Below are 14,527 nucleotides of genomic sequence, written 5' to 3'. Positions count from 1 at the left end.
CCTGTCACCACGGCAGCGGATCCAGGTCGCGGCTCACCCGCCGCCAGTCGAGGACGGCGTTGATCAGGGGATGGGCCTCGCCGAGCACCCGGCGCAGGTGCACCAGCACCGCTTCGCGCAGCTCACGCGCCTCGTCGGCGCGGCGCAGGTCGCGCAGGGTGACCGCCAGGTTCGCCTCGCACGCGAGGGTGTCCGGGTGGAGCGGGCCTCGCCCCGGGGCATCGCGCAGCGCCGTCAGCAACTCCCGTTCCATGCTCTCCGCCTGGTCGTACTTGCCGAGGTCGGCCAGGCAGTTGGCCACGTTGATGGCGCAGACGAGCCGGAAGGGGTGCTCCTTGCCCAGCGTATCGGTAAAGCGGTTCAGGGTCCGTGTCCCGAGCGAGTAGGCGCCCGCGACGTCGCCGGTCTCGCGCTGGTAGATGACCAGGTTGTTCGCCGCGATGAGGGTGTACGGCTTCGTCGGCCCGAGCGTGGCCTCGAAGGTGTCCAGGACCTCTTCGGCCAGCCGGCGCGCGGCCTCCCAGTCGCCCGCGTCGCCCAGGTCGCCCGCGAGGTTGAGCCGGCAGATAACCGTGTCGGGATAGTCCGTCCCGTAATGCTGGACATACCGTTCGAGCGTCGACTCGGTGAGTTGTCCGGCCTCCGTCAGAGCGCCCGCCTTGCGCAGCGCGACCGCCAGGTTGCGTGCGGCACGCAGGGTGTCGACGAAGTCGTTGCCGAGGACCCGCTGGTATCGGTTCAGGACGTCCCGTAAGAGCTCCGCCGCTTTCAGGTATTCGCCCGCCTCGCGGATGTCCAGGGCGAGGCTCAGCTGGGACGACAACGTGTACGGGTGATCACTCCCGATGACGGCCCGCCGCCGGTCGAGCGTCTCCTGGTCGAGCCGCCTGGCCTCGTTGATCTGGCCCACGTGACGCAACGCGACCGCGAGGTTGTTGGCCGCGGTCAGGGTCCGTGGATGGTCGTCCACGAAGAGTTCCCTGGTCTGGTCGTAGGACTCCTGCTCCATCTGCAGCGACTCCTGCAACTGCCCGAGCGCACGCAGGTCCGCCGCCAGCCCCGCGGCCGTCATCAGCGTGTGCGGGTGCGGCTTCGGCAGCACGTTGAGCTGGTCCTCCATGATGGCCCGGTCGAGGTCGCAGGCCTCCTGGTACTTGCCCTGCTGACGCAATACGTTCGCCATCTGGAAGCGCAGGAACAGGGTCTGCCGGTCCACGTTGCCCAGTTTGTTGATCCACGCCTGCTCAAGACGCCGCCCCATGTCCAGGGCTCGGTCGAACTCGCCGCGCTTCCACCAGTAGCGGACCCGGTCGATGAGGAGCTGGCGCGTCTCCTCCTCGTCGCAGTCGTCCGCCTGGGACGGCGCGAGGTGCGGCCAGATCTCGTCGAACCGGCTCCAGTTCTCGGGGTCGTCGGTGTCACCCTCGCGCGGCCGGGCTCCGAGCAGGATCCGGTGCACGTCGTGCATGGTGTCCTCCTGCTCGTCTGCCGTCATGCGGTCACGGAGCACGGCCTGGACGAGCCGGTGCACCTGGACGGAGTTGTCGCGCTGGTCGACCTTGGCCAAGGCGAACCGGCTCAGCTCACGGACGAGCCGGCCGATCATGATCTTGTCGCGTAAGGTGTCGTCGTACTTGAGCAGGCACTTGACCGTCTCGTCGCCGTACAACATGGACAGGGACACCGGCTCCGGTGCGAAATAGGACAGCAGTTCGAGCAGGCGGACCGCGGCGGGGGAGCGCTCCCTGAGCCGGTCGAACGAGACGTTCCACGTCAAAACCACCGGTTTCGGGTAGTTCAGCGTCTCGCCGAGTGCCAGCGTCGCCGCGGGCTGGCGGTTCAGGGTCTCGACGTACTCGTCGACGTCCATCCCCGTCTCCTGCAGCCACGCGCCGGCCTGCTCGATGGCCAGCGGCAGGTCTCCCAGCGCCTCGGCGACCCGGCCCGCCTCGTCGTCGGTCATGCTCGGGACCCGCCGCCGCAGGTGCTCCAGGCTCTCCTCGCGGGTGAAGACGTCGATCTGGAGCGGAAGCGCGGCCTGCTCCCATGCCTGGTGCCGGGACGTGATCAGCACGTGGCCGGAGGGCCCTCCCGGAAGGTAGTCGCGCAACTCGACCGGGTTGTCGGCGTTGTCGAAGATCAGCAGCCAGCGCTTGTAGGGCTCGCCCCGGCGCAGCGCGTCGCGGGCGGCCTGGGCGGCCTCGGCCACGTTGTCGCCGACGCGCAGGCCCAGCCTGACCGCCAGGTTCGCCATGGCGCCGTTCAGCAGCTCGGACTGCTCGGCGGAGATCCACCAGACCACGTCGTAGTCGGCCATGTAGCGATGGGCGTACTCGATGGCGAGCTGTGTCTTCCCGACGCCGCCGAGACCGTACAGGGCGGCCTGCGTCACGACCGTCTGGGAGCCGCCGCCTTCGCCGACGAGTTGCTCGCGCAGGCGTTGCAGCACCTCGCCGCGCCCGGTGAACGTGGCGTTCCTGGTCGGCAGGTCCAGCACCGTCGGCTGACGCCCGGGGTAGCGGGGGCCGGCCACGGCGCCGGTGGTCTCCGTCGGCTGCCCCGGCCGGTCGAGAGTGCGGAGCAGCGCGGCCTTGGCCTGCTCCTCCTCCAGGCGGACCAGGTCCAGCGGCGTCGGGTCGGCGTACGGCATGGACAGCCGGACGTCGGCGATGCGGACGGGGATGAGCTGCCCGCGCGACTCCGTGAGCTGGACGCCCGACATGGACTGCCAGATCTCGCGGGCCTGCGCCGAACGGAGGTAGGCGGGCGACAGGAGCGCCAGGATGCGCGCGGCGTCGTCGATCGAGCCCGGGTTCCGAGCCCCCTCCTCGTCCTGGCCGGTCAGGGGATGCGGATGGACCCGCAGGCCGGCGCCGACGAGGACCGCCTTGATCCAGTCGTACCAGAGCCGGTCCTCCGGCACGTAGCTGATGTAGACGTCCATCAAGGTCGCCGGGCGCCGGCGGCGGAACAGGTCGCGATAGTGCTTCCTGGTCTCTTCCTTCATGGCGGGCAGGCCGCGCACCTCGCCGTCGCTGATCACGTCCGCGAGCCGCTCATAGGCGGCCAGCAGCGAGGCGGGCGAACCGGGCGCGTCGCCGAAGGTCGCCAGCGTCTCCTCGTACGCGTAGAACGGCTTGTACGGGATCTCCACCGCGCCCCAGTAGGTGATCGCCTCGTCGCGGCTCATGCCGGTCGGGAAACGCGCGAACTTGCTCCTGGCGAACGCCCGCCCGGCGTCCAGCTTCTCCTTCTCCGCGTCGTCCACCCGCATCGGCACCGGCAGGATGCGGATCCCCCGGGCCGGGAACCGGTCGGCGACCTGCGTGGCCACGTCGGACGCGCCCTCGATGCTCTGGTCGGACAGGGTGAAGCAGGTGACGAGGACGTGGGGGAAATGCTCCGTGGTGATGTCGGAGATGTCGCTCACGCCGGTCCTGCTGTCGATGAGCACGTAGTCGTACTCGGCGCTCATGTCGTCACGCATGGCGTCGAGGAACTGCCCGCCACCGTAGCTGTCGTAGAAGGTGTCCCAGTCGAACCGGGCCACCAGGGACGAGTAGTCGCGATTCTGCCGCCCGGCCGACAGGAAGTCGATGGAGCCGTCGCCGGGGAAGTCATCCCAGTCGATCGACACCACGTGCTGCCGGACCCGCGCGTAGTCGCGGTGCCAGTCGTCTGGGCGCGACTCGTTCCTGCGGGCGGCCCAGGCGTACTCGGTGATCAGCTCGATGACTCCGGGCGTGCTGACGATCTTGTCGCTGTCGAGGAACGGGCGGAAGAACTTGTGCAGGCCCGGCGACTCCAGGTCCCAGTCCACGGTCAGCACCCGGTGCCCGTTCGCGGCGAGGATCCAGGCCACGTTCGACAGGGCCATCGTGCGTCCCGTGCCGCCCTTGTAGGAGTAGAAGGTGATGATCCGCCCGTTACGCGCTTCCGTCATCACGTTCCCCCGGATTCTCTGGTGGCTGCCATGTGATTCGGTCCCTGCGTCTGGGTGGTGGGTCTCCCGGCTCCGGTCGCGGCGGAAAGGCCGGGGTGTCGCGCAGGTAGGGCTTGGAGACCGTGAAGACCACCTGCCGCAGGGCCGCCGCGAACTGGCCGAACGCCAGCGTCCCCTTGGCCGCCTCCCTGGCCAGCAGCCGCCCCCGCTCGATCCGCGTGGGGGCCAGGGCGCGCAGGCCGGCTCTGATCCGGTCCGTGGCCGCGGCGAGCTGCTCGTCGTCCTCGTGCCACGGGATCACCAGCCCCACCCAGGGATGGCTGCTGCGGCGCAGGTACGACAGAGCCGCCTGGTATCCCGGCATCAGCACGACCCACGGGTCGAGCAGGACGACGCCCGGCGAGGCGGGCCCGTCCGGCTTCAGCAGGTCCTCGCCCTGCTCGGCATACGACCACAGCTCCGGCTCGAAGCCGAGATCGCGGACGATGTCCGCCGCCAGGCCGGCGATCGGCTGGTCGCACTGCGGATAGTACGGATTCCAGTCGGTCGCGGAGGCGCCGTAATGCCGCTGATTGCGGTGCGGCGGAAGCGAATCCCGGGTCGGCGCCAGCACCACGATCTGGAATCTGCGGCCCCGGTCGGGCACGAACGCGCTTTTCAGCGAGGTGAAATCACACGGTTTCCCCGGCGGTAACGGCGTCTTCTTCGCCAGATTGACGATACGGTGGGCCAGGGTGTCGACGACGGATTTATAATGATCGCGATATCTGTTCAACTTGATCAGGCCGTAGATGCCGCGCTCCTGGTAATGCGTCCCCAGGGCGGGGTCGTGAAACTGTATCGGATGAGCCATCTCGGGTAACTCGTCCGGCCTGACCGGAATCCAGAAGGCGGGTACCACGACCTCGGGCAGATCCGGCCCCTGGCCCATATGGCGCTTGCGGCGCAGGTCGAATGCCGCCCATTCCTTGCCGCACGGTTCGCTGTCGAAATAGCGCGGCGAGTAAAGCGGGACGAATACGCGGCAGGTGGCCAGCTCCTTGGCCAGCCGCTCGTTCCAGGCTGCCCCGACGTTCAGCTCCTGGTCCATGAACCCAGGAGAGGCCCCGGCCGGCAGGCGGCTGATCTGCATGATCTCCTGGCACAGCGCCCGGTAGAACTTGGTGACCCACAAGTTGGGGTCGGGGTCTTTCGCGGAGATCCGCGGAGTGCGCGCATAGCTGAGGAAGAAGTATGGCTGATGATGCTCGTCCGAGCTGGGGATACTGGCCACCCGCGCCTCCACACGCACATTGCGCCGGCACGCCGGGCCGTACGAATCGAGTTGCTCCCTAGGCGGTTTAGTCTAACCCTTCTCTATCCGGCGGCGCTTCGCACGAAACCATTGCTCCGCGAATTGGACTGCATCGGCCATGGAGAAGATCCGGCTGTTCGCGTCGCCCACCATGCCCGAAACCACCTTTACGTCGCGCTCCATATCGGTGCCGCACAGGGCGAAGTCCGAATCGTCGAGAAGCACGTCGCTGTACTGAAACCACGATGCTTTTCCGGCGTCACTCACCTTGCATCTGTAGAGCATTGTCGGCGGCTGCTCGGTGTAGGTGTACTCGGCCAGGTGGAAGGCGGAGCACCGGTCGTAGCCGACGCCGAGGAGCAGGACCATGGCCTTGCTGTCGACCATCTTCCCGAGCGGCGAGAGCAGGCCCAGATGGTGATCCCGGGGATGATCGGCCATCAACCGGCGGGCTTGGGCGCCCACCGCGGCGAACGACGTCTGCGGATGGTCGCTGCGCACCGACCGGCGATGCGTGCGCACCTCCTCGGAGAACAGACCGCATTCGATGGACGGCGTGGTGCGCGCCTCGAACGCGGGCATGCTGTCGTGGTAACGATCGACGGCCTCGCCCGACAGGTCGCGGATCGCCTCCCGGTAGACGCGGGAGGTGGTCGAGTTGCTGGACGTGAACGTGGGCACCACCACCGTGCCCTTGCGCGGCCCGAGAGCGGTGAGGAGCGCGGCCATCAGCGTGGCCGGTCCTGCCTTCATCCGGCCGATCGCTCTGAGCGAGGTGTGGACCAGGATGGTCTGCCCCTCCTCCAGTCCCAGTCCGCGAAGCTGGGCGGCCAGAGAGGCGGCGGTGTGGGAGGGCGCGCGGCGGTTCGTGTCGGCGATGAACGGCCGGAAGACCGTTCGGGCCGCGATGGGACGGGCAAGGGGGAACCGGCGGCCTTCAGTTCGCGGTGTGCGCTCGCGTGGCAGGGGCGGGCCGGGCATGGTCGGCCCCCGTCACCGCGCGGCCAGGCTGTCGCGCGCCGTCTCGACCAGCAGCTTCGCCAACTCCGGCAGGTCGCGGGCGCTCAAGGCGTCGAGTGCGGTGATCAGCTCTCCCGGGCCGGAGGATGGGCCCTGCCAGCCGAGTGTCGCCAGCGCACCGTAGACCTCGTACAGGCGGCTCTCCACGCCTGGATCGTCGATGGTGACGCCGAACATGTCGAAGAGGGCGCCGAGCTGGGCGCCGTAGAAGCTTCGGGTCGCCGCTGCGGCGAGCGTGGCAGGGTCGGCGGGCTCGGAGACACCCACCGCGCCGAAGGCCTGACGGCTGAAGTGCGACGTGTCCCGCGTGCCCGACAGTGGCGTGATGACCTGGACTCCCGCCGTGAGCATGGAGGACTGCCGCGGGTGTGCCCGCAGCAGCTCGTCCGTCAGCTCGAACGTCCACGGCCAGGAGAGGAACTCCTCCTGCCGCAGCCGCTGCCGGGGCGGCACGCCGAAGCAGTCACGGTAGGGGTCCACGTCGTCGAACACGAGCTCGGTGTCCGACATCGCGATCGAGCGCACCGGCTCCCATTCGGGCGCCTCGGTGTCGAGCCAGCGGCCGTCTTCCCCGCGCATCGCCAATGACTTCTCGCCCGCGGTGACGACCGTGACCGGGCCGTCGGCGGTCACCCTCATCCTGCCCACGCCGGGCAGCTGCACGAAACCGTCACGGGCCGGAACGGCCATTTCGGCCGCGATACCGGCGAACAGGGCCACCGTCATCGCGACGGAGGCGAGGTAGGGCCGGTGACGCTCGTCGCCGACGGCCTGGCGCGCCCAGGTGCGTACGTAGGGGTAGTCGAAGACCCGGTCGACGGCGGGGCGGTGCTCCTGATCCAGCCGGCTCAGCAGTTTCCATTCGGCGCTGCCCGCACGGCCGGCGCCGATCTTGGACACCCGCATCCGGGTCAGGCTCCGCTGGGCGGCGGACAGCTGGGACAGGTCGGCCGGGCCGGCGGTCGCGGCGGCGAAGCGTTCGAACGTCGCCCGCGTCAGCTCGTGGGCCGGCCGGGCCCTGTTCTGAATGTGGGGGATGAGGACGCGCAGGTCGGAGCAGAAGACCGAGGGATTGTCGAAACCGTTGCCGGTGCGGTAGCGGTGGGCGAAGAGGCCACCGCCGCAACTTTCGACGATCGGGCAGCTCCGGCACGTGGCGCTCAGCGCGTGCAGCCCCTGCTGCCTGGCCTGCACCCCTTGATGCTCGGCCACGTCGTCGAGGGAGTGCCCGGCGGCGTCGAGGCCTGTCGCCGGAGCGCCGTCGAAAGCGATCTTGAGCGAGTCGGCCTGCTCGTAGGAGCCGTCGGTCTCGATGGTGACGAGATCGCTCGGTGTCAGCCCCAGGGACTCGGTCCCGCTCGATCCACCGGCGGCCATGAGGGCGAGGGAGTCGAACATTCTGATCGAGAACGGCCGGTCGTCCGCCCGCCAAATATCATGGACGACGCGCAGCCAATCGGCATATTCGGTTTCCTGCCCGGGAGTCCGCAAAGGGGGATCGTCCCAGGTCGCATGCGGTAGGAGAAAGTCTATGCGGGGCGGATCGAGCTCTTTCAGAGCGCGATAAACCGCCTGCGGATCATTTCGAACGTCGATCGTGCAGAGAATTCCCGCATAGATTTCCGGATATGAGCGCCGCAGCAGGTTGATCGCTTTGATCACCTTGTCGTGGCTGCTGCGCCCATTCAGATATCTCCGATGCCGGTCGTTCGCTGCTTTGTCGCCATCGAGCGAAACGCCGACTTTTATGCCATAACGCCGAAAAAGACGACAAAACGTGTCGGTGAGTAGAACGCCGTTGGTGTGGATCCGCAGATCGAGATCGGTCACCTCGTCGAGTTGCCGGCGCAACTCCGCGGCGATCCGCTCTATTCTGGGCACACCGGCGAGCAGAGGCTCGCCGCCGTGCAGAATCACGTGCAGACGTTCTATAGCATGGGTGCGCGCGTGCTCGGCGATGCGCCGCGCGACCTGGCCGATCGTCTCGTCGGACATCACCACCGGCTTTGATCGCCACGACTGGTCCGCGGCTTCAAAGACATAGCAGTGGTCGCACGCCAGATCGCACCTGCTCGCGATCTTCAGCACGAATTGTCGGAACGGAACAATGGAGGCGCTCATGCTAGAATCGGTTCAACTCATATGGAAGAGTTGAATGAGACCTCGAAGCGGTCTGCCTCCTCGGTGGGCTCGGCAAGATGGGCTAGCGTCATGGTGGTGCAGTCGATGACGTTCGACCGGAAGACAGAGTTGTCCATGGCTTGACCTATTCGCGGAGATGTGGATGTGTCAGTCTGGGTGAAGAGGCTGACGCATGGAGTAACACCCTCTGGTGATCCATGTGGTGTTGGGCGGCGCCGCGGAAGCAGCAGCGTCGCCTTCCGCATAGCATAGCCCTTCGGAGAGCACGTCTGGCCACCGCATTCAACAGTCGCGGGCGTGTTGTTACCTACTCCGCAGTTACAGGCTTACACGCTGGCTTAACGTTGCCCTCGGCAAGAACGTGTAAATATCCTCACACTGTCCATTTGTTGCGATATGGGGTTCAGAGTGCCGATTTGCGTGCTTTTGTAGCTTCGGCCTGGTCATTACACCAAGCGTGCGCTAGGTTGGTTTCTGTGGATCTCGACTACTCCCCGGCTGAGCAGGGCTTTCGTGCAGAGGTTCGCGGATGGCTCCGGGAGCACGTGCCGGAGTCGCTGCCGTCCATGGACACCCCGGAAGGCTTCGCGGCGCACCGGGACTGGGAGGCGCGGCTGGCCGAGGCGCGGTTGTCCGTTGTCTCCTGGCCCGAGGAGTACGGCGGGCGCGGTGCCTCGCTGGTCGAGTGGCTGATCTTCGAGGAGGAGTACTGGGCCGCCGGTGCTCCCGCGCGCGTTACCCAGAACGGGATCTTTCTGCTGGCACCCTCCCTCATGAGGTTCGGGACGCCCGAGCAGCGGGCGCGCTGGTTGCCCAGGATGGCCAGAGGGGACGACGTGTGGGCGCAGGCGTGGTCGGAGCCGGAGGCCGGCAGTGACCTGGCCGCCCTGACTTCGCGCGCCGAGCCCGTGCCGGGCGGCGGCTGGCGGCTCTACGGGCACAAGACGTGGAGCTCGCGTGCCGCGTACGCCGGCCATGGGTTCGGGCTCTTTCGCACCTCCGGGACGCGGCACCGCGGGCTGACGTACTTCCTGTTCGCCATGGACGAGGTGGAGGTGCGGCCGATCGCGCAGCTCGACGGTCTGCCGGGCTTCGCCGAGCTGCGGTTCGACGGTGTGTACGTTCCGGACTCGATGGTGCTGGGGGAGGTGGGCGAGGGGTGGCGGATCGCGATGGCGACCACCTCGTCGGAGCGCGGCCTGACCCTGCGCAGCCCCGGCCGGTTCCTGGCCACCGCCGATCGGCTCGTCGCGCTGGCGCGTGACGCCGATCCCGTGCTGGCCGACCGGGCCGCCAGGTGCTGGGTGGAGGCGGAGGCGTACCGGCTGCACACGTTCGGGACGGCGCGGCGGATCATGGCGGGGCAGGAGCTCGGGCCCGCGGCCAGCATGGGCAAGATCTTCTGGTCCGAGCTGGACCTGCGCATGCACACGCTGGCCCTCGACCTGCTGGGGGACCGGGCCGAGGGGTGGCTGGACGGGTTCCTGTTCTCGCTGGCCGGGCCCATCTACGCCGGCACGAACGAGATCCAGCGCAACATCGTCGCCGAGCGGGTCCTGGGGCTGCCACGATGAACTTCGGATTCACGGGCGAACAGCTCGCCCTGGGCGCGACCGTACGCGACGTGCTGCGCGCCCACTGCCCGCCCGCCGCGCTGCGCTCCGAGCGGCGGCCCGCCTGGGAGCAGCTCGCCGAGCTGGGGTTCTTCGGGCTGATGCTGCCGCCCGAGGCCGACGGGCTGGGCCTCGGGCTGGCCGACGTGCTGCCCGCGCTGGAGGAGACCGGGCGCGCCTGCCTGCCGGGCCCGTTCGCCGACACGGCGGTGGTGGCCGGGCCGCTGCTGGCCGAGGTTCCCGGGCTGGCCTCGGGTGAGGTTCGGGTGGCGGTGCTGCCTCCTGGGCAGGCTTACGTCGCCGATGCCGACCTGGCCGATCTGCTGGTGCTGTCCGGTCCCGAGGGGTTGCGGCTGGCGCGGGGGAAGTCGGCCCGCCTGGTACGCAGGGACGGGGTGGATCCGTGCCGGCCGTTGTTCGAGGTGGAAGCGGAGGAGCCTGAGGAGGAGCCCGACGCGCTGGACGGCTCTGCCGAGCACCTGCTGGCCCGGGGGGCTGTGGCGACCGCGGCGCAGCTCGTCGGGGTCGCGAGGCAGCTGCTCGACGTGAGTGTTCGGCATGCTCGTGTGCGGACGCAGTTCGGGGCGGCGATCGGGTCGTTCCAGGCGGTCAAGCATCAGCTCGCCGATGTGGCCGTGGCGGTGGAGTTCGCGGCGCCGTTGGTGTGGCGGGCGGCGTTGTCCGTGGACAGGGACAGTGGGGATGGGTTGTTCCCTGGGCGGGACGCCAGTGCGGCCAAGGCCGCCGCTGGGGAGGCCGCGACGTTGGCGGCGCGGGTGGCGTTGCAGGTGCACGGGGCGATCGGGTATACGGAGGAGCTGGATCTGCGCTTCTGGCTCGCCCGCGCCTGGTCCCTGTCGGCCGCGTACGGCACCACCGCCTTCCACCGCGAACGCCTGCGTGCCGCGATCACCGGCGGCGACCCCCGGAGGTACCCGTGAAGTTCGGCGTCCCCCTCGGCCTGCTGCATCCCGCAGCCTGGAAGGACGTGGCGGTGGCGGCCGACGAGCTGGGGTTCGAGTCGGTGTGGCTGCCGGAACATCTCGTCTTCGCCACTGACCTGTCCCTGGCCGTCTACCCGGGCACGTCCGATCCGGGGATCAAGCCGCAGACGCCCCTGTTCGACGCGCCGGCGTACCTGTGCTGGCTGGCCGCTCACACCACCCGCGTCCGGCTCGGCACGGCCGTGCAGCTCCTCGCGCTGCGGCATCCGTTCGTGTCGGCCCGCGCGTTCGCCACCCTCGACGTGCTCTCCTCGGGACGGGCCATCTGCGGGGTCGGGGCCGGCTGGTACCGGGGGGAGTGGGACGCGGCCGGAGTGCCGTTCAACACCAGGGGAGCGCGGCTGGACGAGGCGATCGAGGTGGTGAGGCGGCTCTGGAGCGAGCCCGTCGTCGCCCACAGCGGGCGGTTCTACTCCTTCGCCGAGGTCGCCTTCGAGCCCAAGCCGGTGCAGGCGCGGCTGCCCGTGCTCGCGGGCGGTGAGTCGCCCGCGGCGCTGCGCAGGGCGGCGCGGCTGTGCGACGGGTGGATCAGCATGCCGCACACGCTGGAGTCGATCAGGCCGCAGATCGAACGGCTGGGGGCCGGGGTGCCGGTGACGGCGCACGCGTACGAGCTGGCCGGGCCGGACGAGGTGGCCGGCTGGGCGGCGCTCGGGGTGGAACGGCTGATCGTACGGCCGTGGACGCGGAGCAGGGATGCGGTGTCCCGATTGTCCGGCTTCGCTGAGGAGTACGGGGTTGGGGGAGGAGGCCTCGCCTGATCGGGCCGGGCAGGTCCGCTGCCTTGCCTCGCAGGCCGCGGTCCGGTCTCGCAGGTCTCCGCTCGCCTCTGGGCATGGGTGATCGATGAGGTCGTCGAGACCGCTCGCAGGGTGGGTGACCTTGCTCGGGCCGCTCGTCGGAGGTCGGCCGCTCAGGTTGCTCGGGCTGCTCGGAAGGCCGGGCGAGGCCGCTCGGGCTGCTCAAGCGCGGTGGCGGCCTCCGCCGGTCAGCTGGCGGTCGTCGTCGAGGGGGCGGCGGCGGCTTCTCGGCGGTGCGTCGGCGGGCCGGTGGAGGTCCGGCGAGCGGCGGTGGCGGCGGCCTCTGGGCGGGAGGTCGGGGGAGAAGGCGAGCGGCTCATCGGCGGCGTGGCGTCGCCGGCGGCCCCGGTACGTCGCGCCGGGCACGTCGGGGGAGTCACTGCCGCGCCTGCCCAGGGCTGGAGCGACGGCGTCCCCGCGCCTGCCCGGGGGTGGCGTGAAGGCGTCCCTGTCCCTGGTGGGTGCGGCGGAGGCGTCGGGAGTTCCTCCGCGCCTGGTGGCAGGTGGGGTGAACAGGTCGCCGCGCCTGCCCGTCGGCGGGGCGAAGGCGTCGAACGTGCTGGTCGCGCCGGGGATGACGATGCGGTCGAACGAGCCGGTGTCGACCACGCGCTGCAGCGGGCCCGTGTCGAGGACGACCTCCATCGGGCCGGTGTCGTCGGTGAAGGTGAAGCGGTCGCGGTCGAAGTCCGGCTCGTACGGGTCTGCGTCGAAGGCCGGCGTGTACGGGGACGGGCCGGTGCCGTGGTGCTGGGAGCCGTGGCGGTGCGATCCCGGACCGAAGCCCTGGCGGTGGGCGGCGTGGCGCTGGGAGCCGGAGGCGTGGTGGGACCCGGGGGAGTGATGGGAGGCGGACGGCTGGAGGGAGGCCGCGTCCGTGGACAGGTCGAACGGCCTGGTCTCCAGGGGCAGCTTCCGGTGCCTGGCGCCCCGGCCGGTGGCTCGGATGACGGCACTGGAGTCGGCCATGCCGGACTCGACGGTGTGGCGGTGGAAGGCGTCGTTCCGGGGGCCGGCCCGGTGGGAGGCGGCGGTGGTGGGCCGGCCGGTGCCGTCCCGGAAGGCGGAGTCGAGGGTGCCGTCGTGGTGGGCGGCGAAGACGTCGGCGGCGGTGGTCAGGCGGGTGCCGTCCTGGTAGGCGGCGAAGACGTCCGAAGCCGTGGGCTGGAGGGTGTCGTCTTGGAAGGCGGCGAAAAGGTCGGAGGCGGCGGGCTGGAAAGTGGCGCCCCGGTAAGCGGCGAAGACGTCCGAAGCGGTGGGCTGGAGGGTGTCGTCCTGGAACGCGGCGAAGACGTCCGAGGCGGTGGGCTGCAGGGCGTCCGAGGCCTTCAGCGAGGCGAGGGCGGCCGACGTGGCGAGGCGGTCGGCGCTCTCCTTGAGCTCTGCCGCGAGCAGGCTGTCCGCCGTCTCCACGCGCCGCGTCGCGGTCACCGGCAGCAGGGTCGTGCGGCGACGGCGGCGCCGGCGCTTCACGCGGGACGGGCGCGCCGGCTTGCCGGCGCCGGCAGCGGTGGAGGAAGCAGCGGCGGGGCCGGCCTTCGCGGTGACCGGAGCGGTCCCGGAGGCGGCAGCGGCGGCGGTCGCAGCGGCGGCTCCAGCGGTGGTCCCGGTGGTGGTGGCGGCCCCGAGGCGCAGGCGGCGGGTCTTGGCCACGGCCAGCAGCGCCAGCCCGGCCACCAGCGCCGAGCCGATCAGCGTCGGGGAGTCGATGGCGGGCAGCGGCCCGGTGGCGGAGGCGTCCGTGTGGGAGGGGAGCGGGTCCGAGGTGGCCGCCTCCGTGTCCGCCGTGGTGGGTTTGGCGTGCTTGCCCTTCTTGACCGTCGTGGGGGACGGCGCCGCGCCGCTCTGCGGGCTCGTTTTCGCAGTGGCGGAGTCGGAGACGGCGCCGGACGTGGCATCGGAGCCGGAAGAGGCATCAGAGGGGCCGGGCGATGCGTCGGCGGAGGGCGAGTCGGGCGTCTTGTGCGAGGTCGACGGCGTGTCGGAGTTCGGCGTGGCGGGCTGGACGCGGCCCTGCGCCTCCTCCGGCGTCTGCCCTTCAGTCTGGCCCTTGGCCTGCGCCTCGTCGCCCGTGGGGGTCTGGGACTGGAGCCGGTCCAGCGGAGTCCGTCCGGCGAGGGCCGCGTCGGAGCGGGGGATCATGGCGGTCAGCTCGTCCGGGGCCAGCGTGCCGGTCTTCTCGCCCGGTTCGGACGCCTGCTGCTCGGCCTTCTTCTTCCTGGCCTCGGCCCGGTCGAGGCGGGCCTTGATGCGCTGGGGGTAGCCGTACCCGACCACCTTGCTCGTGTCACGTTCCTTGCGCTTGGCGACGCCCCCGTCGATGTTGCCCTCGATGGTGGAGATGCGATCGCCCCTGACCTTCGTCACGACGCCGACGTGGTCGATGTGGTCGATGCTGTTACTGCCGCTCCAGTCGTAGAAGACGAACGCGCCGACCTGGGGTTTCTTGCCCCACGCCCCTTGCTCCTTGAACCACTCCGCGTGCGCGACCGTCCACGCGAACTGCCCCATCCAGTCCTCGTAGCCGAGCTTGTGCGCGGCCCAGGAGAGGTACATGTCGCACCACGGCGCTGAGGTGTAGTCGGCGTCGAACTCGACGTTCTTGCCGTACCAGTGGCCGAACTTGGTGTAAGAGCCCGACTTCTCGGAGTATCCGAGCTGGCTTTCGAGCAGTTCGATGTACTTCTGGATCTCTGGCGTCATGGAAGTGT

The 14,527-nt window shown here is 69.7% G+C and carries 8 protein-coding genes; 3 read left to right on the top strand and 5 right to left on the bottom strand.

Going from position 1 to position 14,527, the window contains the following annotated elements:
- Positions 1-4: 4 nt before the first annotated feature.
- The 4 genes from fxsT to ABFX54_RS12510 form a co-directional block, all read right to left on the bottom strand.
- Complete coding sequence (gene fxsT / locus ABFX54_RS12525; protein ID WP_346104332.1) at positions 5-3,943, bottom strand: FxSxx-COOH system tetratricopeptide repeat protein; 3,939 nt, start codon at positions 3,941-3,943, stop codon at positions 5-7.
- The gene (locus tag ABFX54_RS12520; protein ID WP_346104330.1) at positions 3,927-5,216 is read right to left on the bottom strand and encodes a TIR-like protein FxsC; all 1,290 of its coding nucleotides are present in this window, start codon (positions 5,214-5,216) and stop codon (positions 3,927-3,929) included. Before ABFX54_RS12520 ends, fxsT begins: the two co-directional genes overlap by 17 nt.
- Before the next feature lie 72 nt (positions 5,217-5,288).
- A complete protein-coding gene (locus ABFX54_RS12515; RefSeq protein ID WP_346104328.1) occupies positions 5,289-6,218 on the bottom strand; it encodes an AAC(3) family N-acetyltransferase in 930 nt (309 codons plus the stop codon).
- A gap of 12 nt (positions 6,219-6,230) precedes the next feature.
- Positions 6,231-8,378 carry an FxsB family cyclophane-forming radical SAM/SPASM peptide maturase gene (locus ABFX54_RS12510; RefSeq protein WP_346104327.1) on the bottom strand — a complete coding sequence of 716 codons (2,148 nt, stop codon included), beginning with the start codon at positions 8,376-8,378 and terminating at the stop codon, positions 6,231-6,233.
- Between the two features lie 497 nt (positions 8,379-8,875).
- On the opposite strand from ABFX54_RS12510, the gene ABFX54_RS12505 reads away from it, so the two are divergent.
- Genes ABFX54_RS12505 through ABFX54_RS12495 form a run of 3 tightly spaced genes read left to right on the top strand, consistent with a single transcriptional unit; the run spans position 8,876 to position 11,777 of the window.
- The gene (locus ABFX54_RS12505; RefSeq protein WP_346104325.1) at positions 8,876-9,973 is read left to right on the top strand and encodes an acyl-CoA dehydrogenase family protein; all 1,098 of its coding nucleotides are present in this window, start codon (positions 8,876-8,878) and stop codon (positions 9,971-9,973) included.
- The gene (locus ABFX54_RS12500) at positions 9,970-10,953 is read left to right on the top strand and encodes an acyl-CoA dehydrogenase family protein (protein ID WP_346104324.1); all 984 of its coding nucleotides are present in this window, start codon (positions 9,970-9,972) and stop codon (positions 10,951-10,953) included. The genes ABFX54_RS12505 and ABFX54_RS12500 overlap by 4 nt, the downstream gene beginning before the upstream one ends.
- Positions 10,950-11,777, top strand: coding sequence for a TIGR03619 family F420-dependent LLM class oxidoreductase (locus ABFX54_RS12495; protein ID WP_346104323.1), 828 nt, complete (start codon positions 10,950-10,952; stop codon positions 11,775-11,777). Before ABFX54_RS12500 ends, ABFX54_RS12495 begins: the two co-directional genes overlap by 4 nt.
- A 201-nt stretch (positions 11,778-11,978) precedes the next feature.
- Here ABFX54_RS12495 and ABFX54_RS12490 read toward each other — a convergent pair whose 3' ends face one another.
- Positions 11,979-14,519, bottom strand: coding sequence for a CHAP domain-containing protein (locus tag ABFX54_RS12490; RefSeq protein WP_346104321.1), 2,541 nt, complete (start codon positions 14,517-14,519; stop codon positions 11,979-11,981).
- Between the last annotated feature and the right edge of the window lie 8 nt (positions 14,520-14,527).

The organism is Nonomuraea maheshkhaliensis, from assembly GCF_039529435.1.
GTDB classification, from domain to species: domain Bacteria; phylum Actinomycetota; class Actinomycetes; order Streptosporangiales; family Streptosporangiaceae; genus Nonomuraea; species Nonomuraea maheshkhaliensis.
The sequence above is the reverse complement of the archived record's forward strand: the minus strand, read 5'-3'. Positions and strand labels throughout refer to the sequence as shown.

Excerpts from the sequence above, each read along its gene's own strand:
- ABFX54_RS12490 (WP_346104321.1), bottom strand. The coding sequence starts at position 14,519 with ATGACGCCAGAGATCCAGAAGTACATCGAACTGCTCGAAAGCCAGCTC.
- ABFX54_RS12500 (WP_346104324.1), top strand. The coding sequence starts at position 9,970 with ATGAACTTCGGATTCACGGGCGAACAGCTCGCCCTGGGCGCGACCGTA.
- fxsT (WP_346104332.1), bottom strand. The coding sequence starts at position 3,943 with ATGACGGAAGCGCGTAACGGGCGGATCATCACCTTCTACTCCTACAAG.
- ABFX54_RS12515 (WP_346104328.1), bottom strand. The coding sequence starts at position 6,218 with ATGCCCGGCCCGCCCCTGCCACGCGAGCGCACACCGCGAACTGAAGGC.
- ABFX54_RS12510 (WP_346104327.1), bottom strand. The coding sequence starts at position 8,378 with ATGAGCGCCTCCATTGTTCCGTTCCGACAATTCGTGCTGAAGATCGCG.